The organism is Pseudomonas agarici (assembly GCF_900109755.1).
GTDB classification, from domain to species: domain Bacteria; phylum Pseudomonadota; class Gammaproteobacteria; order Pseudomonadales; family Pseudomonadaceae; genus Aquipseudomonas; species Aquipseudomonas agarici.
The window spans coordinates 178074-202088 of record NZ_FOAR01000004.1; the positions used below are offsets into that span (position 1 = coordinate 178074).

General features: G+C 61.4%; 23 protein-coding genes and 1 pseudogene. 11 read left to right on the top strand and 13 right to left on the bottom strand.

The window, feature by feature from the left end:
• Positions 1 to 11: 11 nt before the first annotated feature.
• Positions 12 to 899, bottom strand: coding sequence for a LysR family transcriptional regulator (locus BMX68_RS05570; protein ID WP_017132205.1), 888 nt, complete (start codon positions 897 to 899; stop codon positions 12 to 14).
• 136 nt (positions 900 to 1035) lie between these two features.
• On the opposite strand from BMX68_RS05570, the gene BMX68_RS05575 reads away from it, so the two are divergent.
• The 3 genes from BMX68_RS05575 (at position 1036) to BMX68_RS25825 (ending at position 4616) form a co-directional block, all read left to right on the top strand.
• Positions 1036 to 2697 (top strand): GMC family oxidoreductase, encoded by a 1662-nt coding sequence (locus BMX68_RS05575; protein WP_017132204.1) that lies wholly within the window; start codon positions 1036 to 1038, stop codon positions 2695 to 2697.
• A gap of 100 nt (positions 2698 to 2797) precedes the next feature.
• Positions 2798 to 4420, top strand: coding sequence for an MFS transporter (locus BMX68_RS05580; protein ID WP_017132203.1), 1623 nt, complete (start codon positions 2798 to 2800; stop codon positions 4418 to 4420).
• A 58-nt stretch (positions 4421 to 4478) separates the two neighbouring features.
• Positions 4479 to 4616 (top strand): hypothetical protein, encoded by a 138-nt coding sequence (locus tag BMX68_RS25825; RefSeq protein ID WP_017132202.1) that lies wholly within the window; start codon positions 4479 to 4481, stop codon positions 4614 to 4616.
• 151 nt (positions 4617 to 4767) lie between these two features.
• Here the strand turns inward: BMX68_RS25825 and BMX68_RS05585 are convergent, their stop codons facing one another.
• The 4 genes from BMX68_RS05585 to glyQ form a co-directional block, all read right to left on the bottom strand.
• Positions 4768 to 5538 carry a lysophospholipid acyltransferase family protein gene (locus tag BMX68_RS05585; RefSeq protein WP_017132201.1) on the bottom strand — a complete coding sequence of 257 codons (771 nt, stop codon included), beginning with the start codon at positions 5536 to 5538 and terminating at the stop codon, positions 4768 to 4770.
• Positions 5539 to 5621: 83 nt separating this feature from the next.
• Complete coding sequence (gene gmhB / locus BMX68_RS05590; RefSeq protein ID WP_017132200.1) at positions 5622 to 6155, bottom strand: D-glycero-beta-D-manno-heptose 1,7-bisphosphate 7-phosphatase; 534 nt, start codon at positions 6153 to 6155, stop codon at positions 5622 to 5624.
• Between the two features lie 9 nt (positions 6156 to 6164).
• Positions 6165 to 8219, bottom strand: a complete 2055-nt coding sequence (gene glyS, locus BMX68_RS05595; RefSeq protein ID WP_017132199.1) for a glycine--tRNA ligase subunit beta — start codon at positions 8217 to 8219, stop codon at positions 6165 to 6167.
• The gene (gene glyQ, locus BMX68_RS05600; protein WP_017132198.1) at positions 8216 to 9169 is read right to left on the bottom strand and encodes a glycine--tRNA ligase subunit alpha; all 954 of its coding nucleotides are present in this window, start codon (positions 9167 to 9169) and stop codon (positions 8216 to 8218) included. The genes glyS and glyQ overlap by 4 nt, the downstream gene beginning before the upstream one ends.
• 82 nt (positions 9170 to 9251) lie before the next feature.
• Between glyQ and BMX68_RS05605 the strand changes: the two genes are divergently transcribed.
• The 3 genes from BMX68_RS05605 to BMX68_RS05615 all read left to right on the top strand — a co-directional run bounded on the left by BMX68_RS05605 (position 9252) and on the right by BMX68_RS05615 (position 10941).
• Positions 9252 to 9815 carry a DNA-3-methyladenine glycosylase I gene (locus tag BMX68_RS05605; RefSeq protein ID WP_026013201.1) on the top strand — a complete coding sequence of 188 codons (564 nt, stop codon included), beginning with the start codon at positions 9252 to 9254 and terminating at the stop codon, positions 9813 to 9815.
• 33 nt (positions 9816 to 9848) lie between these two features.
• Entirely contained in the window at positions 9849 to 10736 is an 888-nt protein-coding gene (locus tag BMX68_RS05610; RefSeq protein ID WP_017132196.1) for a lysophospholipid acyltransferase, read from the top strand.
• Between the two features lie 76 nt (positions 10737 to 10812).
• On the top strand, positions 10813 to 10941 hold the full coding sequence (locus BMX68_RS05615) for a hypothetical protein (RefSeq protein ID WP_017132195.1): 129 nt from the start codon (positions 10813 to 10815) through the stop codon (positions 10939 to 10941).
• On the opposite strand, the gene BMX68_RS05620 is transcribed toward BMX68_RS05615, so the two are convergent.
• From BMX68_RS05620 to def, 5 genes are read right to left on the bottom strand one after another with little or no spacing between them, the layout of a single operon-like run.
• Complete coding sequence (locus BMX68_RS05620) at positions 10928 to 11251, bottom strand: tetratricopeptide repeat protein (protein WP_017132194.1); 324 nt, start codon at positions 11249 to 11251, stop codon at positions 10928 to 10930. The two genes, BMX68_RS05615 and BMX68_RS05620, sit on opposite strands and share 14 nt — an antisense overlap.
• 12 nt (positions 11252 to 11263) lie before the next feature.
• Positions 11264 to 12637 carry a Trk system potassium transporter TrkA gene (gene trkA / locus BMX68_RS05625; protein ID WP_017132193.1) on the bottom strand — a complete coding sequence of 458 codons (1374 nt, stop codon included), beginning with the start codon at positions 12635 to 12637 and terminating at the stop codon, positions 11264 to 11266.
• Positions 12638 to 12659: 22 nt separating this feature from the next.
• Positions 12660 to 13970 (bottom strand): 16S rRNA (cytosine(967)-C(5))-methyltransferase RsmB, encoded by a 1311-nt coding sequence (gene rsmB, locus BMX68_RS05630; protein ID WP_017132192.1) that lies wholly within the window; start codon positions 13968 to 13970, stop codon positions 12660 to 12662.
• A complete protein-coding gene (gene fmt / locus BMX68_RS05635) occupies positions 13967 to 14911 on the bottom strand; it encodes a methionyl-tRNA formyltransferase (protein ID WP_017132191.1) in 945 nt (314 codons plus the stop codon). Before fmt ends, rsmB begins: the two co-directional genes overlap by 4 nt.
• Positions 14912 to 14971: 60 nt before the next feature.
• The gene (def, locus tag BMX68_RS05640; protein ID WP_017132190.1) at positions 14972 to 15478 is read right to left on the bottom strand and encodes a peptide deformylase; all 507 of its coding nucleotides are present in this window, start codon (positions 15476 to 15478) and stop codon (positions 14972 to 14974) included.
• A gap of 152 nt (positions 15479 to 15630) precedes the next feature.
• Between def and BMX68_RS05645 the strand changes: the two genes are divergently transcribed.
• The 3 genes from BMX68_RS05645 (at position 15631) to tsaC (ending at position 18464) form a co-directional block, all read left to right on the top strand.
• Positions 15631 to 16653, top strand: a complete 1023-nt coding sequence (locus BMX68_RS05645) for a LysM peptidoglycan-binding domain-containing protein (RefSeq protein WP_017132189.1) — start codon at positions 15631 to 15633, stop codon at positions 16651 to 16653.
• Between the two features lie 105 nt (positions 16654 to 16758).
• The gene (gene dprA, locus BMX68_RS05650) at positions 16759 to 17859 is read left to right on the top strand and encodes a DNA-processing protein DprA (RefSeq protein WP_017132188.1); all 1101 of its coding nucleotides are present in this window, start codon (positions 16759 to 16761) and stop codon (positions 17857 to 17859) included.
• Between the two features lie 47 nt (positions 17860 to 17906).
• Positions 17907 to 18464: an L-threonylcarbamoyladenylate synthase type 1 TsaC gene (gene tsaC / locus BMX68_RS05655; protein ID WP_017132187.1), complete on the top strand. Its 558-nt coding sequence runs from the start codon at positions 17907 to 17909 to the stop codon at positions 18462 to 18464.
• A 52-nt stretch (positions 18465 to 18516) separates the two neighbouring features.
• On the opposite strand, the gene BMX68_RS05660 is transcribed toward tsaC, so the two are convergent.
• Positions 18517 to 19494: an NADPH:quinone reductase gene (locus BMX68_RS05660; protein ID WP_017132186.1), complete on the bottom strand. Its 978-nt coding sequence runs from the start codon at positions 19492 to 19494 to the stop codon at positions 18517 to 18519.
• Between the two features lie 170 nt (positions 19495 to 19664).
• Here BMX68_RS05660 and hemF point away from each other — a divergent pair, with 170 nt between their 5' ends.
• On the top strand, positions 19665 to 20585 hold the full coding sequence (hemF, locus tag BMX68_RS05665; RefSeq protein WP_017132185.1) for an oxygen-dependent coproporphyrinogen oxidase: 921 nt from the start codon (positions 19665 to 19667) through the stop codon (positions 20583 to 20585).
• On the top strand, positions 20585 to 21406 hold the full coding sequence (gene aroE, locus BMX68_RS05670) for a shikimate dehydrogenase (RefSeq protein ID WP_017132184.1): 822 nt from the start codon (positions 20585 to 20587) through the stop codon (positions 21404 to 21406). Before hemF ends, aroE begins: the two co-directional genes overlap by 1 nt.
• A gap of 12 nt (positions 21407 to 21418) precedes the next feature.
• Here aroE and BMX68_RS05675 read toward each other — a convergent pair whose 3' ends face one another.
• Positions 21419 to 22987, bottom strand: a complete 1569-nt coding sequence (locus BMX68_RS05675; protein WP_017132183.1) for a SulP family inorganic anion transporter — start codon at positions 22985 to 22987, stop codon at positions 21419 to 21421.
• Positions 22988 to 23094: 107 nt separating this feature from the next.
• A pseudogene (gene choX, locus BMX68_RS05680) lies at positions 23095 to 24015 on the bottom strand (choline ABC transporter substrate-binding protein).

Below are 24015 nucleotides of genomic sequence, written 5' to 3' on the forward strand. Positions count from 1 at the left end.
GCGACTGAGCATCACTCTGCCAATAAAATCTCCTGCTCTTTCGCACATAGCTCCAACAAAAAATCCCACACTACCCTCAACCTGACGGACTTGTGCAGTTCCCTGCGAGTGCTCATCCAGTAGCTGCGTTGGATCGTCTCTTGGGGCAGTATCCGCACCAGTTGCGGATCATCCTTGGCCATGTAGTTGGGTAGCACCGCGATGCCCAAGCCAGCTCGTGCCGCGATCTGTTGGGCGATCACACTGGTGCTGCGCAAGGTTACGTTCGGCGAACGGCAGAAGTGGTCGAGAAACAACAGTTCCTGGCTGAACAGCAGGTCATCGACATAACCGATCCACTGGTGCCGCGAAAGGTCGTCGCGGATGATCAGGCGCGGTGCCCTAGCCAGGTATGCCGGGCTGGCATAAAGTGCCAGGCGATAGTCAGTGAGCTTACGGGTGATCAGCATATCGGCGTGGGGGCGGTCGAGGTGGATGCTGATCTCAGCCTCGCGGTTGAGGATGCTGACGAAGCGTGGCACCGCCACCAGCTCGACTTCCAGTCCGGGGTAGCGCTCGAACAGGCCGCCCAGGCGCGAGGTGAGGAACATAATGCCGATGCCTTCGGTCACACCCAGGCGAATCTTGCCCAGGGGCGCAATGGCTTGAGTGATTTCTTCCTGAGCCAGCAACGCGACGTTCTCCATCGCCTCGGCATGTTTGAGCAAGGCCTGGCCCGAGGGTGTCAGTTCATAGCCCTGGGCATGCTGGACAAACAATGCGGTGCCCAGGTTCCGCTCGATGGTTTCGATGTGCCTGGCGACAGTGCTGTGGGTGGTATTCAGCCGTTTGGCAGCGCTCAGCAAACGTCCGCTACGCTGTAGTTCGAGGAAAAATCGCAAGTCGTTCCAGTCAAACATAGGGCTCCTTGTGAATCGTCGGTTTCACTTTCCTTGCTTGAAAACGCGCAGCCTATGCGCAAAAACGCAGGTTTTCATCTCGAAATTAATCAATAACATAAGCTGATACAAGGACAATAAAACGGCGAGGTTGCTGATGTCATCGGCCCATCTGCCTTACGATTATGTGATCGTCGGTGCTGGCCCCGCGGGTTGTGTGCTAGCCAACCGACTGTCCGCCGACCCGCGCAACAACGTGGTGTTGCTCGAAGCCGGCGGCCAGGATAGCTACCCATGGATTCATATTCCGGTCGGTTATCTGTTCTGCATCGGTAATCCACGCACCGATTGGTGTTTCAAGACCGAGCCCCAAGCCGGCCTGCAAGGTCGCAGCCTGAGCTACCCGCGGGGCAAGGTACTCGGTGGCAGTTCCTCTATCAACGGTATGATTTACATGCGTGGCCAGTCTAGCGACTATGATCGCTGGGCTGAGCAAGGCAATCCGGGTTGGGCCTGGAAAGATGTGTTGCCGTTGTTCAAACACAGCGAAAATCACTTCGGTGGAGCCGACGCATGCCATGGCGACCGGGGCGAGTGGCGGGTGGAGCAGCAGCGTTATTCCTGGCCGATCCTCGATGCCTTCCGCGCCGCCGCCGCTGAAAATGGCATTGCCAGCGTCAGTGATTTCAATGCCGGTGATAATCAGGGCTGTGGATACTTTCAGGTCAACCAGCGTTCCGGAGTGCGTTGGAATTCGGCCAAGGCCTTTCTGCGACCGGTGCTCAAGCGTCCCAACCTGACTATCCTGACGGGCGTGCAGGTCAACCGGGTCAGCCTGGAAAACGGTCGGGCCACGGCAGTCCTGGCGCGTTGGCAAGGCGAGGAGCGCTGGTTCCCTGCCCGTCGGGAAATCATCCTCTGCGCCGGCTCGGTCGGCTCTCCCGCAATCCTGCAACGCTCCGGCATCGGTCCACGACCGTTGCTGGAAAGCCTCGGGATTGCCGTGCGCCACGAACTGCCGGGCGTGGGTGGCAACCTGCAGGACCATCTGCAACTGCGACTGATCTACAAGCTCAGCAATGCCCGCACGCTCAACCAGGTGGCCAACAGCCTGTGGGGCAAAGCCGGCATGGGCTTGCGCTATCTCTACGACCGCAGTGGTCCGCTGGCGATGGCGCCGAGCCAGTTGGGCGCCTTTGTGAAATCGAGCCCGGAGCAACGCTCGGCCAACCTGCAATATCACGTACAGCCGCTGTCGCTGGAACGCTTCGGCGAGCCCCTGCATCGCTTTCCTGCATTCACCGCGTCGGTGTGCAACTTGCGACCGTTGAGTCGGGGTCGCATCGATATCCGCTCGGCCAATCCGGAGGATGCACCGCTGATCGATCCCAATTACCTCAGCGATCCCGAGGACCTGAGGGTCGCCGCCCAGGCCATTCGCCTGACCCGGCGCATTGTCGACGCCCCTGCCCTGCGCGTGTTCAAGCCCGAGGAATACCTGCCCGGTGCGTCCCTGCAAAGTGAAGAACAACTCTACGAGGCCGCCGCAAAGATCGGCACCACCATCTTCCACCCGGTCGGCACTTGCCGCATGGGCAACGGTGCGCAGGCTGTGGTCGATGCCCAGTTGAGGGTCCACGGCGTGCCCGGGTTACGGGTGGCGGACGCCTCGATCATGCCACAGATCACCTCCGGCAATACCTGTTCACCGACAGTGATGATTGCGGAAAAAGCTGCGCGGATGATTTTGCAAACTCGCCAGGCGACGGACCAAGGAGGATTGGGCAGCACCCCGGAAAGTGTATTACCGAGCGCTTGAACAGAGCGATCGGCAGCAGGATTGCGTTGGTCGTCAGGCGCAATTCACAGTGGAACAACAACAATAATCACTGGGGCCCACAAGGCCGAGGACATCACGCATGTCGGACTATATCGAGCAACAGTCAACGCCGGCGTCTGCCAGCACGGGCAAGGAAGAACGAAAGATCATCTTTGCGTCATCCCTCGGGACCGTCTTCGAGTGGTATGACTTCTTTCTCTATGGCGCCCTGGCGGCGGTGATCAGCAAGCAGTTCTTTGCCGGGGTCAACGACACCACTGCGTTTATCTTCGCGCTGATGGCCTTTGCCGCAGGCTTCCTGGTGCGACCGTTCGGCGCGCTGGTGTTCGGTCGGCTGGGGGACATGATCGGACGCAAATACACCTTTCTCATGACCATCGTCCTGATGGGCCTTTCGACTTTTGCCGTCGGCCTACTACCGACCTACAGCAGCATCGGCATCGCCGCGCCGATTATCCTGGTGGTGTTGCGCATGCTCCAGGGGCTGGCGCTGGGCGGTGAATACGGTGGTGCCGCGACCTATGTGGCCGAACATGCACCGGCTGGCAAGCGGGGTTTGCACACCGGTTGGATCCAGTCCACGGCGACCCTCGGACTGCTGCTATCGTTGCTGGTGGTCCTGGCCAGTCGCTACATCAGCGGCGATCAGTTCGAAGTATGGGGCTGGCGCTTGCCGTTTCTGCTGTCGATCTTCCTGCTGGCGATCTCTACCTGGATTCGCCTGAGCATGCACGAATCACCCGCTTTCGTGAAGATGAAGGCACAGGGCAAGGTCAGCCAGTCGCCGATCCGCGAGTCTTTCGGTTCCTGGCCGAACCTGAAGATCGTCCTGACCGCATTGTTCAGCATCAACGCCGGGCAAGCGGTGACTTTCTACACCGCTCAGTTCTACGTGATGTTCTTCATGACCCAGATGCTCAAGATGGATCCGGCCCAGGCCAACACGCTACTGATTATCAGCGTGGTGATCGGTGCACCGTTCTTTGTGCTGTTTGGCTGGCTCTCGGACAAGATCGGTCGTAAGCCGATTATCATGCTGGGTCTGTTGCTGGCGACGGTCTGCTACTTCCCGCTGTTCAAGGCGCTGAGTCATTACGCCAACCCGCAGGTGGACGCCGCCAGCCGGCAGGCGCCCATCGTCGTACTGGCCGATCCGGCTGGTTGTACCTTCCAGTTCGACCCTGTGGGTAAAGCCCGTTTCGATAGCCCTTGCGACCAGGTCAAGACCTTCCTGGTTAAACAGGGCCTGCCTTACGATTCCCGGACAGCAGCGCCGGGTTCCACGGTGACGGTTTCGGTGGGCGAGCAGAAGATCAGCGGCTTCGACGAAGCAGCCATGCGCGCGGCCATCAGCCAGGCCGGGTACCCGGCCAAGGCCGACGCGGGTTCAGTGAACGAACCGATGGTGGTCTTGCTGATCGTGCTGTTGATCCTGATCGCTACCATGACCTACGGCCCGCTGGCGGCGGTGATGGTCGAATTGTTCCCGACCCGCATCCGCTACACGTCCATGTCGCTGCCCTACCATATCGGCAACGGCTGGTTCGGTGGATTCCTGCCGACCGTTTCGTTTGCCCTGGTGGTCTATACCGGCAATATCTTCTACGGCCTCTGGTACCCGGTGCTAGTCACCGGGATCAGTCTGGTGGTGGGGCTGTTCTGCCTGAAAGAAACCAGGGATGTGGATATCGATAAGGTCTAAGCGGTTCGACGGGTGGCAGTGGTGTATCTGTCACCCGCGGCCCTCAAGGAAATGCTGTATGAAAACCTTGAACCTCATCCTCGTCATTTTAGGTGGTATGGCCTTGGGGCGCGGTCAGGTACACGCGGCGACCATGCGCTGTGATAAAGGCCCGATTGGCGAAGGAGAGACTTCATTCGAGGTGCTGGAAAACTGACCGGCATTAGCGCCGGTTTTTTTATCGCCAAGAAAAACTTATGCACGATTTTCATAAAAAAATAATATAGAAAAATAAGTATATAAATCAGATACTTAGAGTATTTTTTCGAAAGAAATAAAAATTTTGTGCACAAGTTATCCACAAAACATCAGGCGGCACTCGGCGTTTCCGCCACCGTTTGCGACGGCAGTGAACCCATGTCGCGCTGGGCATTTTCGTTCCAGGCCTGAACCCGCTCGTTCAACTCGGCAATGGCTCGTGGGCCAGTGCCTTCGGCGAACATCGGTGCGCCGATCACCACGGTGATGGTGCCGGTTTTTTTGGCCCAGCCGGTTTTCGGCCAGAACTTGCCGGCGTTGTGAGCAATCGGTAGCACCGGGAGCTCGGCGTTTACGGCCAGCGCTGTACCGCCCCGGGAAAACTTGCCGACGGTGCCGAAGGGCACGCGGGTGCCCTCCGGGAAGATCAGCACCCAGACGTTATCCCTGAGCAGCTCATCGCCCTTCTTCGCCACGTGCTTGAGCGCCGCTTTTGGGTTGTCCCGGTCAATGGCGATCGGCCGCAGCATGGCCATGGCCCAGCCGAAGAACGGTACATACAGCAACTCACGCTTGAGCACCTGGCTCAGCGGCGAAAAATAGGCCGACAGAAAGAACGTTTCCCAGGTGCTCTGGTGGTTCGACAGAATTACGCAAGGGCGCTCGGGAACATTCTCCGCACCTTTGATCTCGACCCGGATATCCAGGCATACCTTGGTCAGCCACAAGGCACAGCGGCACCAATAGACATTGATGAAGCGATAACGGGCCTTGAACGGCAGGAACGGGGCAATAAAAAAGCTCAGGGAGCACCACAACAGCGAACTGGTGCCCAGCAGCAGGTAAAAGAAAAAGGTTCTGATGGCCTGCAGGATCGACATAGCGGCATTTACCGTTGCGGGCATTGCCCGGCTGTTAATAAGTGCACCCCCGAACAGTCCTTGGTCAGGAAGTCAGAGAAGCGCTAATTGTGGATAAGTTCAGCGGCCACCGCCGCCAGATCGTCAAAAATCAAAGTGCCCACCGGCAGGGTTTTGCCCAATGTCTTCTCGCCTTTACCGGTCTTAACCAAAACTGGCTGACAATCGACGGCGCTGGCGGCTTCCAAGTCACCCAGGCTGTCTCCAACAAACCATAGCCTAGACAGTTGGACACCGTAATACGCGGCGATGGTCCTGAGCATGCCCGGCTTGGGCTTGCGACAATCGCAACCCTCGTCCGGGCCATGGGGGCAATACACGACCAGTCCGAGCTCGCCACCTTGTTGCGCCACTAACGAACGCAGGCGCTCGTGCATGGCATCCAGGGTCGCGAGATCGTAGTAGCCGCGAGCAATGCCGGACTGGTTGGTAGCGACGGCTACCGTCCAACCGGCACGGCTCATCTGTGCGATGGCTTCGATGGCGCCGGGAAGTGGAATCCACTCCTCCAGCGACTTGATGTAAGCGTCGGAGTCGTAATTGATCACGCCGTCCCGATCGAGAATCAGCAGCTTCAAAACCGGCCCTCAGCCCAGCAGCGAAATATCGGCGACGCCGAGGAACAGACCCCGCAGGCGTGCCAGTAGCGCATAACGGTTGGCTCGCACCTTGGCGTCTTCGGCATTGACCATCACCGCTTCGAAGAACGCATCCACCGGCTCGCGCAGGGCAGCCAGGCGTGCCAGCGCTTCGTTGTACTGGCGCGCCGCAGCCATTGGCTGGACGGCCTGGTCCGCTTGCTGGATCGCCGAGTAGAGCGAGAATTCGTTGGCGTTGTCGAAGTATTTCGCCTCCACCGTAGCGGCGATGCTGCCCTCGGCCTTGCTCAGCAAGTTCGATACCCGCTTGTTCACCGCCGCCAACGCGGCGGCTTCCGGCAATTGGCGGAATGTCTGCACCGCTTGTACGCGCTGGTCGAAATCCAGCGCTGAACCTGGTTTCAGGGCACGGACCGACAGGTAAGTAGCGACGTCCACGCCTTCGTCTTCATAACGGGCACGCAGGCGGTCGAAGATAAACTCCAACACCTGCTCGGCCAGGCCGGCGGCCTTGATCTTGGCACCGAAAGCGCTGACGGCGAAGGCCACGGTTTCGATCAAGTCGAGGTCGAGTTTCTTCTCGATCAGGATTCGCAGTACGCCCAGGGCGGCACGACGCAGAGCATAGGGGTCCTTACTGCCGGTCGGCAGCATGCCGATACCGAAGATGCCCACCAGCGTGTCGAGCTTGTCGGCAATCGCCACTGCCGCACCGGTCAGGGTTGTCGGCAATTCGGCACCGGCACCGCGCGGCATGTACTGCTCGTTCAGGGCCAGGGCGACATCTTCTGGCTCGCCGTCATTGAGGGCGTAGTAGTAACCGGCGATACCTTGCATTTCGGGGAACTCGCCGACCATTTCGGTCGCCAGGTCGCACTTGGACAACAGGCCGGCGCGTGCCGCGTGCTGAGCGTTGCCCGCGATGCGTGGAGCGATAAACGCCGCCAGCTTGGAGATGCGTTCGGCCTTGTCGTAGACGCTGCCCAGTTTTTCTTGAAACACCACGTTCTGCAGGCGCAGATTGAAGTCGGCAAGCTTGTGCTTCTTGTCCTGCTTGAAGAAGAACTCGGCGTCGGTCAGGCGTGGGCGCACGACCTTCTCGTTGCCGGCGACGATCTGCCGCGGGTCCTTGCTCTCGATGTTGGCGACCGTGATGAAACGCGGCAGCAACTTGCCTTCGACATCCAGCAGGCAGAAGTACTTCTGGTTGTCCTGCATGGTGGTGATCAGGGCTTCCTGTGGTACATCAAGGAAACGCTCTTCGAACGCGCACACCAGTGGCACCGGCCATTCGACCAGGGCGGTGACTTCGTCCAGCAGGGCCGGCGGTACGATCGCGGTGCCTTCTTGCAGGGTCGCCAGCTCCGTGGTACGCCGGCTGATCAGTTCGCGACGCTCGTTGGCATCGGCCAGCACGTAGGCGGCACGCAGGTCGTCGAGGTAGCTGGCCGGCGAGCCGATACGCACGCTTTGCGGATGATGGAAACGATGACCACGGGAATCGCGACCGGCCTTCTGGGCGAGGATGGTGCAGTCGATGACCTGGTCACCGAGCAGCATCACCAGCCATTGGGTGGGACGCACGAATTCTTCCTTGCGCGCAGCCCAGCGCATGCGCTTGGGAATCGGCAGGTCGTTCAGCGAGTCTTCGACGATGGTCGGTAACAGGCTGGCGGTCGGCTTGCCGGGGATGTTCTGGCTGTAGCGCAGTTTCGGTCCGCTCTGGTCGATTTCGTTCAGTTCGACGCCGCACTTCTTGGCAAAGCCCAGGGCGGCCTGGGTCGGGTTGCCTTCGGCATCGAAGGCGGCTTGGCGTGGCGGGCCATCGAGATTGATGCTGCGGTCCGGTTGCTGAGTCTGCAATTGGGTCAGCAATACGGCCAGACGCCGTGGCGCGGCGTAGACCTGCTTGGCTGCAAAGCTCAAGCCGGCAGCCTGCAGGCCTTTTTCAATACCGGCGAGGAACGCCTCGGCGAGGGTATTGAGGGCCTTGGGTGGCAGTTCTTCAGTGCCCAGTTCTACCAGAAAATCTTGCGCACTCATTGTGCCGCCTCCAACTTAGCCAACACTTCATCACGCAAATCCTCGGTCGCCATCGGGAAGCCCAGCTTGGCACGGGCCAGCAGGTAGGCTTGGGCGACGGCACGCGCCAGGGTGCGCACCCGCAGGATGTACTGCTGGCGTGCGGTCACCGAAATTGCCCGGCGCGCGTCCAGCAGGTTGAAGGTGTGCGAAGCCTTGAGGACCATTTCATAGCTCGGCAACGGCAGCGGCTGATCCAGTTCGATCAGGCGCTTGGCTTCGCTTTCATAGAAATCGAACAGTTCGAACAGCTTCTCGACGTTGGCGTGTTCGAAGTTGTAGGTCGACTGCTCCACTTCGTTCTGGTGGAACACATCGCCATAGGTCACCTTGCCGAACGGACCGTCGGCCCAGACCAGGTCGTAGACCGAATCGACACCTTGCAGGTACATCGCCAGGCGTTCGAGGCCATAGGTGATTTCGCCGGTCACCGGGTAGCACTCGATGCCTCCGGCTTGCTGGAAGTAGGTGAACTGGGTGACTTCCATGCCGTTGAGCCAGACTTCCCAGCCCAGGCCCCAGGCGCCGAGGGTCGGCGATTCCCAGTTGTCTTCGACGAAACGGATGTCGTGCACCAACGGGTCGAGGCCGACGTGCTTGAGGGAGCCCAGGTACAGTTCCTGGAAGTTTTCCGGGTTCGGCTTCAGGACCACCTGGAACTGGTAGTAGTGCTGCAGGCGATTCGGGTTTTCGCCGTAGCGGCCGTCAGTCGGGCGGCGGCTGGGTTGTACGTAGGCGGCATTCCAGGTTTCCGGGCCGATGGCGCGCAGGAACGTGGCGGTATGAAAAGTGCCGGCGCCTACTTCCATATCGTAGGGCTGAAGTACCACACAACCTTGCTCAGCCCAGTATTGCTGGAGGGCGAGGATCAAGTCTTGGAAGGTACGCACGGCTGGCGTAGGCTGGCTCACGAAATTCACCTGTTACTTGGGCTGCGATTCAAAAGGCGGGAGTATACCCGATTCGGTCGCGCCTCCACCCCCTGGGAGCCTTATGCCACGCTGCTTTTGGTGTAACGACGAGCCTTTGTACATGGACTATCACGATCAGGAGTGGGGCGTACCGTTGCGCGACGAGCAACGACTGTTCGAGTTACTTCTGCTCGAAGGGTTCCAGGCCGGGCTCTCGTGGATCACGATCCTGAGAAAACGCGAGCACTATCGCAAGGTCCTGTTCGGTTTCGATATGAGCAAAATCGCGGCAATGAGCGACGATTACATCGAGACCCTGATGCACGATCCCGGGATCGTGCGCAATCGCCTGAAGCTCAATGCCGCCCGGCGCAACGCCCAGGCCTGGCTGAAGACGAAGGACCCGGTGGCCCTGCTCTGGTCCTTTGTCGGCGGCCTGACGCTGACTCATCACTTCAAGGACCGTAGCGAGGTTCCGGCCGTCACGCCCGAGGCCCAAGCCATGAGCAAGGCTTTGAAGAAACTCGGTTTCAGCTTTGTCGGGCCGACCATCTGCTACGCCTTCATGCAGGCGTCGGGGATGGTCATGGACCATACCACCGATTGTCATCGCTATGCCGAGCTGGCCGGGCCGGGGCTACAATAGCCGGCTGACGAGTGAGCACATCGGGAGTGATCTGTGGAAAAGTTTAAAGGCGCCATGTTGGTGGGCGCGTTGCGGTTGTTTGCGCTGTTGCCCTGGCGTGCCGTGCAGCGTGTCGGCGCGACCATCGGCTGGCTGATGTGGAAGCTGCCCAACCGTTCCCGCGAGGTGGTGCGGATCAATCTGGCGAAGTGTTTTCCCGAGCTCGATCCGCTGGCCCGCGAGCAACTGGTCGGGCAGAGCCTCAAGGATATCGGCAAGTCCCTGACCGAGAGCGCCTGCGCGTGGATTTGGCCGGCCCAGCGCTCCATCGACCTGGTGCGCGAAGTCGAAGGCCTCGAGGTGCTCAAGGACGCCCTGGCCTCGGGCAAGGGCGTGGTCGGTATCACCAGCCACCTGGGCAACTGGGAAGTACTCAATCACTTCTACTGCAACCAGTGCAAGCCGATCATTTTCTACCGTCCGCCCAAGCTCAAGGCGGTCGATGAACTGCTGCGCAAACAGCGGGTGCAACTGGGTAACCGGGTGGCGGCCTCGACCAAGGAAGGCATTCTCAGCGTCATCAAGGAAGTGCGCAAAGGTGGCGCGGTGGGCATTCCCGCCGATCCTGAGCCGGCCGAGTCCGCTGGGATCTTCGTGCCGTTCCTGGGCACCATGGCCTTGACCAGCAAGTTCGTGCCCAACATGCTGGCCGGCGGCAAGGCGGTCGGGGTGTTCCTGCATGCGCTACGCCTGCCCGACGGTTCGGGCTTCAAGGTGATTCTCGAAGCCGCTCCAGAAGCCATGTACAGCGCCGACACAGAGACTTCGGCGGCGGCCATGAGCCAGGTGGTCGAACGTTATGTGCGGGCTTATCCGAGCCAGTACATGTGGAGCATGAAGCGCTTCAAGAAGCGCCCGGTGGGTGAACAGCGCTGGTACTGAAACACCTCGTTGGCGCGAGCTGTGGATAAAATCGCCAGCGATTTATCCACAGCGGCGTTAGCCAAGGACGCAATAGATGTCCGATCACAAGCATGACCTGCGTATCAAGATCGTGCACCCCAGCATGGGTGAGTGCCTGGCACGCACGCGCCATCTGTCCTGCAAGGGTGTGTACGTGCAGCACCTGCGTTTTATTGATCTTTGAGTGCGGCTTTTTCCAGTTTCTTCAGAAACACCGTCATTTCCTTTTCCGCTTGCTTGTCGCCATGGGCACGAGCAGCGTCCAGTCCCTGTTCCCAGGCCTGTTTCGCCGCGTCGGTGTCGCCAGCGGCCTGATAGGCCTTGCCCAATAGTTTCCAGGCGGCGGAATACTTGGGGTCCAGGGTCACGCAGCGTTGCAGGTGTTCGGCGGCCTCGGCGTTGTTGCCAAGATCCAGGTAACCCTTGCCCAGGCCGAAGCGCAGCAGGGCGTTATCCACACCCTTGGCGAGCATTTTTTCCAGTGATTCGAGCATCGGGGATTCCCTTTAAAAAAAACTCAGACCGACGTGGAACAGCTTCTCCACATCGCGGATATATTTTTTATCCACAAGGAACAGGATCACATGGTCGCCGGTCTGGATCATTGTATCGCCATGAGCGATCAGCACTTCTTCGTCGCGGATGATCGCACCGATGGTGGTTCCAGGCGGCAGTGCAATCTCCTCGATGGTCCGGCCGATCACCTTGCTCGACTTTGCATCGCCATGGGCAATCGCCTCGATGGCTTCCGCCGCGCCCCGGCGCAAGGAGTGCACGCTGACGATATCGCCACGCCGCACGTGGGCGAGCAAAGTGCCGATGGTCGCCAACTGGGGGCTGATGGCGATGTCGATATCGCCGCCTTGGATCAGGTCGACATAGGCCGGGTTGTTGATGATGGTCATGACCTTCTTCGCCCCCATCCGCTTGGCCAGCAGCGAGGACATGATATTGGCCTCGTCGTCGTTGGTCAGGGCCAGGAACAGGTCGGCGTCGTTAATGTTCTCTTCCATCAGCAGGTCGCGGTCCGAGGAGCTGCCTTGCAGGACCACGGTGCTGTCGAGGGTATCGGACAGATGACGGCAGCGTGCCGCGTTCATCTCGATGATCTTCACCTGATAGCGGCTTTCGATGGCTTCGGCCAGACGCTCGCCGATTTGTCCGCCGCCGGCGATGACGATGCGCTTGTAATTTTCGTCGAGCCGGCGCATCTCGCTCATCACTGCGCGGATATGTGCCTTGGCCGCGATGAAGAACACCTCGTCATCGGCCTCGATCACGGTATCGCCCTTAGGCATGATTGGCCGGTCGCGGCGAAAGATCGCCGCCACGCGGGTATCACCATTGGGCATGTGCTCACGCAACTGGCGTAGCTGCTGGCCCACCAGTGGCCCGCCGTAATAGGCCTTGACTGCCACCAGTTGGGCCTTGCCATCGGCGAAGTCGATCACCTGCAAGGCGCCAGGGTGCTCGATCAAACGCTTGATGTAATGGGTGACCACTTGCTCGGGACTGATCAGGACGTCCACCGGGATCGCGTCGTTGTCGAACAGGCCGGCGCGGGTCAGGTAGGCCGACTCGCGTACCCTGGCGATTTTGGTGGGTGTGTGGAACAGGGTGTGAGCGACCTGGCAGGCGACCATATTGGTTTCGTCGCTGTTGGTCACCGCCACCAGCATGTCGGCATCATCCGCGCCGGCCTGACGGAGAATCGTCGGGAACGAGGCCCGACCCTGCACGGTACGGATATCCAGGCGGTCGCCGAGGTCACGCAGGCGCTCGCCGTCGGTGTCGACCACGGTGATGTCGTTGGCTTCGCTGGCCAGATGCTCGGCCAGGGTACCGCCGACCTGTCCCGCGCCGAGAATGATGATTTTCATCGGATGACTCCGTTCAACCCGGTTAGCCGCGCACGGCAGCGATCTTGATCAGTTTGGCGTAGTAGAAACCGTCGTGGCCACCTTCCTGGGCCAGCAGTTGGCGACCGTGAGGCTGCTTGATGCCGAACGGGCCGGCGATATCCAGCTCGCGGGCACCCGGGGTGCGAGCCAGGAACGCCTCGATCACCTCGGTATTTTCCGTCGGCAGGGTCGAACAGGTGGCATAGAGCAGAATGCCGCCGACGTCCAGGGTGGTCCACATCGCGTCCAGCAGTTCGCCTTGCAGGGTGGCCAGGGCGGCGATGTCGTCGGGTTGGCGGGTCAGCTTGATATCCGGATGGCGACGGATCACTCCGGTGGCCGAACACGGTGCGTCCAGAAGGATTCGCTGGAACGGCTTGCCGTCCCACCAGGTCGCGGTGTCTCGGCCATCGGCGGCGATCAACTCGGCGTCCAGGCCCAGACGCTCGAGGTTTTCGCGTACCCGTACCAGGCGCTTGGCCTCCAGGTCGAGGGCGACCACGCTGGCCAGTCGCGGCTCGGCTTCGAGGATATGGCAGGTTTTGCCGCCAGGGGCACAACAAGCGTCCAGCAACCGTTGACCGGGAGCCAGGTCCAGCAGCCCGGCGGCCAGTTGCGCGGCTTCGTCCTGGACGCTGATCCAGCCTTCGGCAAAGCCCGGCAGGTTGCGCACGTCGCAGGCTTGGGCAAGGACAATGCCGTCCCGACTGTAATCGCAAGGCCGGGCGGCAACCGTGGCATCGGTCAGCAGCTTGAGGTAGGCATCGCGGCTGTGGTGGCGGCGGTTGACCCGCAGGATCATCGGTGGGTGGGCGTTGTTCGCCGCACAGAGGGTTTCCCATTGCTCGGGCCAGAAGGCCTTCAGGGATTTCTGTAGCCAGCGCGGGTGGGCGGTACGCACCACCGGGTCGTGTTCCAGCTCGGCCAGTAGTGCCTCGCTTTCTCGCTGTGCGCGACGCAGCACGGCATTGAGCAGGGCCTTGGCCCAGGGCTTTTTCAGTTTTTCGGCGCAACCGACGGTCTCGCCGATGGCGGCGTGGGCCGGGATGCGGGTATAGAGCAACTGGTAGAGACCGACCAGCAGCAGCGCCTCGACATCGGCGTCGGCGGCCTTGAAGGGTTTCTGCAGCAGCTTGAGCGCCAGCGCCGACAGGCGTGGCTGCCAGCGGGCGGTGCCGAACGCCAGGTCCTGGGTCAGGCCACGGTCGCGGACCTCGACCTTGTCCAGTTGCAGCGGCAACGAACTGTTGAGTGAGGCCTTGCCGTTGAGCACGGCGGCCAGAGCCTTGGCGGCGGCCAGACGCGGGTTCATTGGCCGAGCACCGTGCCGAGGGCGAATTTCTCGCGGCGGCTGTTGAACAGGTCACTGAAATTCAGGGCCTTGCCGCCGGGTAGTTGCAGGCGGGTCAGGCACAGGGCGTCTTTGCCGGTGGCGACGAGCAGGCCGTCCTTGCTGGCAGCGAGGATTTCGCCCGGCTGGCCTCGGCCTTCGGCCACGCTGGCGGCGAGGACTTTCACCGTTTCGCCGTTGAGGCTGCTGTGGCAGATTGGCCAGGGATTGAACGCACGAATCCGTCGTTCCAGCTCGACCGCCGGGCGGTTCCAATCGATGCGCGCCTCGTCCTTGTTCAGTTTGTGGGCGTAGGTGGCCAGGCTGTCGTCCTGGCCTTCGCCACCAAGGGTTCCGGCGGCCAGGCCGGCGATGGCTTGCAGGACCGCCGGTGGGCCGAGTTCGGCGAGGCGGTCGTGCAGGCTGCCACCGGTGTCCTCTGTGCTGATCGGGGTGACGCTCTTGAGTAGCATCGGCCCGGTGTCGAGGCCAGCCTCCATGCGCATCACCGTCACGCCGCTGTCGCTGTCGCCGGCTTCCACCGCGCGCTGGATCGGCGCCGCACCGCGCCAGCGCGGCAGCAGGGAGGCGTGGCTGTTGATGCAGCCCAGGCGCGGGATATCCAGGACCACCTGCGGCAGGATCAGGCCATAGGCGACCACCACCATCAGGTCTGGCTTGAGCGCCGCCAGTTCGGCCTGGGCATCGGCGTTGCGCAGGGTGGGCGGTTGCAGGACGGCAATGCCATGTTCCAGGGCAAGCTGCTTGACTGGGCTGGGCATCAGCTTCTGTCCGCGACCGGCCGGGCGATCCGGCTGGGTGTAGACCGCGACAATCTGGTAAGGGCTGCCGAGCAGGGCCTTGAGGTGTTCGGCGGCGAACTCGGGAGTGCCGGCGAAGACGATGCGCAATGGCTCAGTCATAAATGAAAGCTCGCTTGAAAAAGAAAAGGCTTGCCGTGGCAAGCCTTTGGGATGAAGGGATCAGGCGTTCTGGCGATGTTTCTTTTCCAGCTTCTTCTTGATCCGATCACGCTTGAGCGTGGACAGGTAATCGACGAACAACTTGCCGTTGAGGTGGTCGCATTCGTGTTGGATGCACACCGCCAGCAGGCCATCGGCAACCAGTTCGTAAGGCTGACCGTCACGGTCCTGGGCCTTGATCCTGACCTTGAGCGGGCGTTCGACGTTCTCGTAGAACTCCGGCACCGACAGGCAGCCTTCCTGATACTCGCCGGTTTCGTCGGTCAGCGGTTCGAACTCGGGGTTGATGAACACCCGGGGCTCGCTGCGGTCTTCGCTCAGGTCCATGACCACGATACGCTGGTGCACGTTGACCTGGGTTGCCGCCAGGCCGATGCCGGGGGCTTCATACATTGTTTCAAACATGTCATCGATCAGTTGCCGCACCTTGTCGTCCACCACGGCCACGGGTTTGGCGATGGTGCGCAGGCGCGCGTCTGGAAATTCGAGGATGTTTAAAATGGCCATAGGCGTATTTGCTGCACATGTGAGGTAAAGTCAGAGACGGCTGCCCAAATGTCCCGGCGGGATTCGGCTACCGTTGTAAAACGTTCTCCTTGGGAGCGAGCTACGAAGCTCCGGCGTTTCACGCGAAGGTACATAATAAAGGGATTCACTGCATGAGGAAAACACTACTCGCCCTGCTGTTGGCCTTTACCGGTGTCGTGCAGGCGCAAGTGCAACTCAAGGACGGTTATCCACAGCGCTACACCGTGGTGCGTGGCGACACACTTTGGGACATTTCCGCTAAGTTTCTCCGTGAGCCCTGGAAATGGCCGCAAATCTGGCATGCCAACCCACAGATCGCCCATCCGGACCTGATCTACCCAGGCGACATCCTGACACTGCAGTTTGTCGACGGCCAACCGCGACTGGTCGTCGAGCGTGGTGCCTCTCGCGGTACTATCAAGCTGGTGCCGCAGGTGCGCAGTTCGCCGGTGGCGGACGCAATCCCCAGCATTCCGTTGGAAAAGATCAATGCGTTCTTGCTGAGCAACCGCATCGTCGACAGCCCCGAGGACTTCAAGCAAGCCCCGTATATCCTGGCCGGCAGCAACGAGCGGGTGCTTAGCGGCATGGGCGATCGGGTCTATGCCCGCGGCGTGTTCGATTCGACGCATTCGGTGTACGGACTGTTCCGCGAGGGCAAGGCCTACAGCGACCCACGGACCAAGGAATTCCTTGGCATCAACGCCCAGGATGTCGGCACGGGCGAGTTGCTGGCGACCGAGGGCGATGTCGGCACCCTGATGCTGCGCCGGACCACCGAGGAAGTTCGCCTCGGCGACCGGCTGTTCGTCAGCGAAGAGCGACCGATCACCTCGACTTTCATGCCCAGTGCTCCCCAAGCGCCGGTCAGTGGCGTGATCATAGATGTACCACGAGGTGTTACACAGATTGGGGTCATGGATGTGGTCACGATCGACAAAGGGCGTCGTGACGGGCTGGCGGAAGGCAACGTCCTGGCGGTGTTCAAGACCGGTGAGACGGTTCGCGACCGGATCACCGGCCAGCCGGTGAAGATTCCCGACGAGCGCTCGGGCCTGCTGATGGTGTTCCGCACCTATGAAAAGCTCAGCTATGGTTTGGTACTCAATGCCACGCGGTCGCTGGCGGTGCTGGACAAGGTGCGCAATCCGTAATGGCTTTTCGGGCGAGTTCCGTTAGTTAGCTAAACAGATTACTCACAGAGTTATCCACAGGATATTCCTGCCGAATCGCGACCGCCCTGGATCAAGGATGATTGAATGTCGCTCTCTGTGAATACCCTCCCCTCGCCGGCGGAGCTGGAAGCTCGCCTGCGCTTGCATCGCCTTCCGGATATCGGTTCCAGGCGCTTTCGCAAGCTGATCGAAGCTTTTGGCTCGGCCTCTGGTGCCCTGAGTGCGCCCGCCGCTGCCTGGCATTCGTTGGGCTTGCCCGCACGCTGCGCCGAGGCTCGCCGCAGCCCTGTCGTGCGTGATGGCGCCAGCGCTGCATTGGACTGGCTAGAGCGTTCGAACCAGCATTTACTGATGTGGGACCAGATCGATTACCCGGCGTTGTTGGCCGAAGTGGACGATGCCCCGCCGTTGCTGTTCGTGGCCGGCGACCCGGCGGTTCTGGACAAGCCGCAGTTGGCGCTGGTCGGTAGCCGACGTGCCTCGAAGCCGGGCATGGATACCGCCACGGCCTTCTCCCGAAGCCTGGCCGGTGCTGGTTTTGTCATCACCAGCGGCCTTGCCCTGGGGATCGACGGAGCGGCCCATCAAGCCGCGTTGGACATCGGCGGGCTGACAATCGGCGTGCTCGGTACCGGCCTCGAGAATTTTTATCCACAGCGACACAGGGCGCTGGCGCGAGCGATGATCGACCAGGGCGGCGCGGTGATTTCCGAGTTCCCGTTGGATACCGCGCCGCATCCCGGTAACTTCCCCCGCCGCAACCGGATCATCAGCGGTTTATCCCTTGGCGTACTGGTGGTGGAGGCCAGTGTTGCCAGTGGCTCGCTGATCACCGCCCGGCTCGCCGCAGAACAGGGGCGTGAGGTCTATGCAATTCCCGGTTCCATTCACCATCCCGGTGCGCGGGGCTGTCATCAATTGATTCGCGATGGCGCGGTGTTGGTGGAGACGGTCGAGGATATCCTGCAGAACCTGCGGGGCTGGCAGCGGGTTGCCGCCAGCGAGCCGCCCGCTGCCTCCGATCACCCGCTGCTGGCCTTGCTGCACGCGGCTCCGCACACCAGCGAAGGGTTGGCACTGGCCTGTGGCTGGAACCTGTCGCGAGTACTGGCGAGCCTGACCGAGCTGGAACTGGAGGGCCGGATTGCCAACGAAGGCGGACGCTGGTTAGCTCGCATGAGATAGCCTTACTTGAGTAAACTGCGAGCGGCGTTGAATCCGGAGAACAAGCGATGGTCAAAAGTTGGCGTGTGCAAGAAGCCGCACGAGAAGTTCGCGCGGGAGCGGTGATTGCCTATCCAACCGAAGCGGTCTGGGGCCTGGGCTGCGATCCCTGGAACGAAGAGGCGGTGGATCGGCTGCTGGCGATCAAGAATCGTTCAGTGGACAAGGGGCTGATCCTGGTCGCCGACAATATCCGCCAGTTCGATTTCCTGTTCGAGGACTTTCCGCAAGCCTGGCTCGATCGCATGGCCAGCACCTGGCCGGGACCCAACACCTGGCTGGTGCCGCACCAGGATCTGTTGCCGGAGTGGGTGACTGGCCAGCACGACACCGTGGCGCTGCGGGTAAGCGATCATCCGTTGGTGCGGGATTTGTGTTCGTTGGTGGGACCGCTGATTTCCACCTCTGCCAACCCACAGGGACGGCCTGCGGCGAAAACCCGGTTGCGAGTGGAGCAGTATTTCCGCAGTCAGCTCGACTGGGTGCTGGGCGGCAATCTCGGTGGGCGCAAGAACCCGAGCCTGATCCGTGACCTGGCGACCGGCAAGGTGGTACGCCCGGCTTGAGCTGAACCCTGTGGCGAGGGTGCAAGCCTACTCGCCACAAGTTCGTGCAAAACTAAGGCAACAACACCGTCGATCCTGTAGTCCGCCGCGCCGACAGCTCGGTCTGCGCCTTGGCCGCTTCGGCCAAGGCGTAATGAGCGCCGATCTCGATTTTCAACTGACCACCGATAATCATCCCGAACAGTTCATCGGCCATGGCCTGCAGTTGTTGCGGGTTGCTGGCGTAGCTGCCGAGGGTCGGTCGGGTCACATACAGCGAGCCCTTTGCCGCCAGGATTCCCAGGTTGACGCCGTCCACCGCGCCCGAGGCGTTGCCGAAACTCACCAACAGGCCCCGTGGCGCCAGGCTGTCGAGGGAGGTCAGCCAGGTGTCCCTGCCGACACCGTCATAGACCACCGGGACCTTCTTGCCATCCGTCAGCTCCAGCACTCGTTGCGCCACGTCTTCGTGGCTGTAGTCGATGGTTTCCCAGGCACCGAGGGATTTGGCATAGGCTGCCTTCTGCGCCGAGCTCACAGTACCGATCAGCTTCGCTCCGATGGCCTTGGCCCATTGGCAGGCCAGTGCCCCGACACCGCCGGCTGCGGCGTGGAACAGCACGGTTTCGCCGGCTTTGAGCTCATGAGTCTGGCGCAGCAGGTATTGCACTGTCAGGCCCTTGAGCATGACCGCCGCCGCCTGTTCGAAGCTAATCTGCTCCGGCAATTTCACCAGGTGGGCCGCCGGCAACAGGTGAAACTCGCTGTAGGCCCCCAACGGCCCGGTGCCATAGGCCACGCGGTCGCCGACCTTGAACTGGGTAACGTCGCTGCCCACTGCCTCGACGATGCCCGCGCCCTCGCCGCCCAGCCCGGAAGGCAGGCTCGGCGGTGCATACAGACCGCTGCGCCAGTAGGTGTCGATGAAGTTCAGGCCGATGGCCTTGTTCTGTATTCGTACCTGCTGTGGTCCCGGCTCGGCGGGGGTGTAGTCGACATATTCGAGGACTTCGGGGCCGCCATGGGCACGGAACTGGATGCGTTTGGCCATCGATACTCTCCTTGGGCAGTTTTCGTCTTGAGGCTGCGCGAAGGGCCTATCGGACTCCTTCGTTTGATCTTCGTCAACTGCGACGGTGACAAGGGCGGTGTTATGCTACCTGCCCTTTGCCGCCCGCCACGCGATGTGCCGCGTAGCTTTGCCCGATTCAAGGTGATGCCATGACTACCCGCACCGAGGCCGTTAAAGCCTATCTGCTCGACCTGCAAGACCGTATCTGCGCTACGTTGGAAACCGAAGACGCGGGTTCGCGATTCGTCGAAGACGCCTGGACCCGTCCTGCCGGCGGCGGTGGTCGGACCCGGGTGATCGAAAACGGCAGGGTCATCGAGAAAGGCGGCGTGAACTTCTCCCATGTCTTCGGCAGCGGTCTGCCGTCGTCCGCCAGCGCTCACCGGCCCGAACTGGCCGGGCGCGGTTTCGAGGCGCTGGGGGTGTCCCTGGTGATCCATCCGCATAACCCTCATATACCGACCTCCCATGCCAATGTGCGGTTCTTTATCGCTGAAAAGGCCGGTGAAGAGCCGGTCTGGTGGTTTGGTGGCGGCTTCGACCTGACCCCCTACTACGGCAACGAGGAAGATTGCGTGCATTGGCACCGTGTTGCCGAGCAGGCTTGCGCGCCGTTCGGGGCGGATGTCTACCCGCGCTACAAGGCCTGGTGCGACAGTTATTTTCATATCAAGCACCGCAACGAGCCACGGGGCATCGGCGGTCTGTTCTTCGACGATCTGAACGAATGGGACTTCGACACCAGCTTCGCCTTCATGCGCGCCATCGGGGATGCCTATATCGATGCCTATCTGCCGATTGTCCAGCGGCGCAAGGCGACGGCCTGGACCGAAAAACAGCGTGAGTTCCAGGAATTCCGTCGTGGGCGCTACGTGGAGTTCAACCTGGTCTATGACCGTGGCACCCTGTTCGGCCTGCAATCGGGCGGGCGTACCGAATCGATCCTGATGTCGCTGCCGCCGCAAGTGCGCTGGGGCTATGACTGGAAAGCGACTCCAGGCAGCGACGAGGCTCGATTGACCGAGTACTTCCTGCAGGACCGCGACTGGCTGGCGCGGGGTCAGGCCTGATGGATCGCTATGTCGTCTTCGGCAACCCTATCGGCCACAGCAAATCGCCGTTGATTCACCGTCTGTTCGCCGAGCAGACCGGCCAGCAACTGGACTACAGCACCCTGCTGGCGCCACTGGATGATTTTTCCGGCTGCGCCCTGGCGTTCTTCCAGGACGGTCGCGGGGCCAATGTCACGGTGCCGTTCAAGGAAGAAGCCTTTCGCCTGGCCGACGACCTGACGGCACGGGCGCTGCGGGCCGGCGCGGTGAATACCTTGAGCAAGCTGGCCGATGGCAGCCTGTTGGGTGATAACACCGATGGCGCCGGACTGGTCCGCGACCTGACGGTCAATGCCGGCTTAAGCCTGCGGGACAAGCGTATCCTGCTACTGGGGGCCGGTGGCGCCTTACGTGGAGCACTGGAGCCACTACTGGCGCAAGGGCCGGCGTCGGTGATCATCGCCAATCGCACCGTCGAGAAAGCCGAGTATCTGGCCGAAGAATTCGCCGACCTGGGGCCATTGTCCGCCAGCGGCTTTGATTGGCTGCGCGAACCGGTGGACCTGATCATCAACGCCACCTCGGCCAGCCTGTCGGGCGAGGTGCCGCCGATTGCGCCGAGCCTGATCGAGCCGGGCCAGACCTTCTGCTACGACATGATGTACAGCAAGGAGCCGACCGCGTTCTGTCGGTGGGCCAGCGAACACGGCGCGGCGGTAGCGATGGATGGGCTGGGCATGTTGGCTGAGCAGGCGGCGGAAGCTTTTTTGCTGTGGCGTGGCGTGCGCCCGGATACCGCACCGGTGTTGGCGGAGTTGCGGCGCTTGCTGGCGCTCTGAGTACCGCCTGACTCACTCCTCAAAGCGGATCGGGCACTTATCCACACCCTCCAGCTTGACCAGTTCCTCGACCACGGGTGCCCGTGCCTTTCTCAAGGTCAGGCTGCGCCCGTCCCTTGCCAGCCTGCGGGCTTCCTGGTGCAGCATCTCTACCCCGGAATAGTCGATGAAGTTGATGTGCTGCGCCTCGATCACGACCCGTGGACCGTGTAGCCGTTGCAGGCGCACCTGCAAGTAATGGCTGGCGCCGAAGAAGATCGATCCGCCGACCCGCAACACATCCTCATCACCGTTGCGCCAATGCTGCACCCGTGGCTGTGAGGTGCGTTTGAGGTAGAAGAACAGCGACGCCAGGACCCCGGCATAGATCGCTGTCTGCAGCTCCAGGAGCAAGGTGGCCATGCAGGTCAGGGCCATCACCGCAAACTCGGCATGGCTGACCCGGAACAAGGCGCGGATACCCCGGTGATCCACCAGGCCCCAACTGATCAGCAAAATGCTGCCGGCCATGGCCGGAATCGGAATGTGGGTGATCAGCGCCGAGCCGCACACCGCGAATAACGCTACCCATAATGCTGAGAACACCCCGGCCAGCGGCGAGCTGGCCCCGGCCTCGTAGCTCAGGGCGGCGCGAGTGAATGAGCCGGCGGACAGGTAACCGGAAAACAGGCTACCGACGATATTCGACAGGCCCTGAGCGCGCACCTCCTGGTTGGCATCGAGCAATTGCTGGGAGCGTGCGGACAGCGAGCGGGCAATCGACAGGCTGGTCACCAGCCCCAGCATGCCCACCGCGACGGCGCTGGGCACCAGCCGCAGGACGGTCTCGACGTCCAGTGGCAACGGACTGAATGGCGGCAGGTGCCCGGTGAAGCCCTTGACCAATTGCACATGGCCGAACATCCCTGGCCACAGCCAGACCAATAGGCTGGCGAGTACCAGGGTGATCAGCAAGCTCGGCCAGCGCGGCAGCAGCGCCTTGAGCACCAGGCCCAACAGCAGCGTGCCGAGCCCGAGGGCCATCGACGCTCGGTCCAACTTATCGGCATGCCGTACCAGCGCCAGCAGACTGTTGAGGGCGGTTGCCTGGTTTACCACCTCGATGCCCAACAGGTTGGGCAACTGCCCCAGGGCAATGACCACGGCGGCGCCGAGGGTGAAACCGAGCACCACCGAATGGGAAACGAAGTTCACCAGAGCGCCGAAACGCAGTATGCCCAGCAGCCACTGGAAGATGCCGGCGATAAAGGTCAGCAGCAGAATCAGAGTGATGTAGTCCTGGCTGGCGGGCACCGCCAGTGGGCTGACGCTAGCAAACAGAACAATGGAGATCGCGGCGGTGGGACCGCAGATCAGGTGCCACGACGAGCCCCAGAGGCAGGCGATCAACACCGGAATAATGGCTGCGTACAGCCCATATTCAGGCGGCAGGCCGGCGATCAGGGCGTAGGCGACCGATTGGGGCAGCGCGAGGATGGCGCCGCTCAGTCCCACCACCAGGTCACGGCTGACGCTGGCGCGGGTTTGCCGAGGCAGCCAACTGAGAAATGGTAGGAATCTGTGGCGATTGGTCCAGCCCATGGGTCTCTCGGTGGGTTGAGTCGGCGTCAGGGTGCAGTATGAGTGTGACAGGCGCGAGAAGCCGAGCCCTCGTCACGGATTGTGGCGGATTTCACAGCGGCGCGGGCTCAGAGCTTCGCCTTCACCACTGGCAAGCCATCCTGCCCATCCACGGTCTTGACGTCCTTCAGCCACCTGTCCAGTACCGCCGGATTGGCCTTGATCCAGGCCCTGGCCGCCTCGGTGTTGCTCAGCTTCTTGGTCGCCACCTCGGCCATGATGCTGTTTTCCATGTCTTGGGTGAAGCTCAGGTTGTTCAGCAGTTTGCCGACGTTCGGACAGGCCTGTGCATAACCCTTGCGAGTCACGGTATAGACGCTGCCGGTGTCGCCGAAATATTTCTCGCCGCCCTTGAGGTAATGCAGCTTGATCTGCACGTTCATCGGGTGTGGGGTCCAGCCGAGGAAGACCACGAACTTCTGCTTCTTCACCGATCGGGCCACCTCGGCGAGCATGGCCTGTTCGCTGGACTCCACCAGTTTCCACTGGCCCAGGTCGAATTCGTTCTTCTTGATGATCTCCGCCAGCGAAGCGTTGGCCGGCGCGCCGGAGCCGATGCCATAGAGCTTCTTGTCGAATTGGTCGGCGTACTTGGCCAGATCGGCGAAGTCATGCACACCCGCTTCCCAAACATAGTCCGGGACCGCCAGGGTGAATTCGGTGCCTTCGAGGTTCTTCGCCAATTGCGTGACATCGCCGCTGGCGACGAACTTGTCGTAGAAGCCCTGCTGCGCCGGCATCCAGTTGCCGAGAAAGACATCGACCTGGCCGTCCTTGAGGCCGCCCTAGGTAATCGGCACCGCCAGGGTGTCGACCTTGGCCTTATAGCCCAGGCCGTCGAGCAGCAGGCTGGCAATGGCGTTGGTCGCGGCGATATCGCTCCAGCCGGGGTCGGCCATCTTCACCGTGTCGCAACTCGGTTCGGCGTAGGCGCCCAGGCTGCTTATGGCCAGCAGCCCGGCGGTCAGCGCTGTGGATAACTTCTTCAT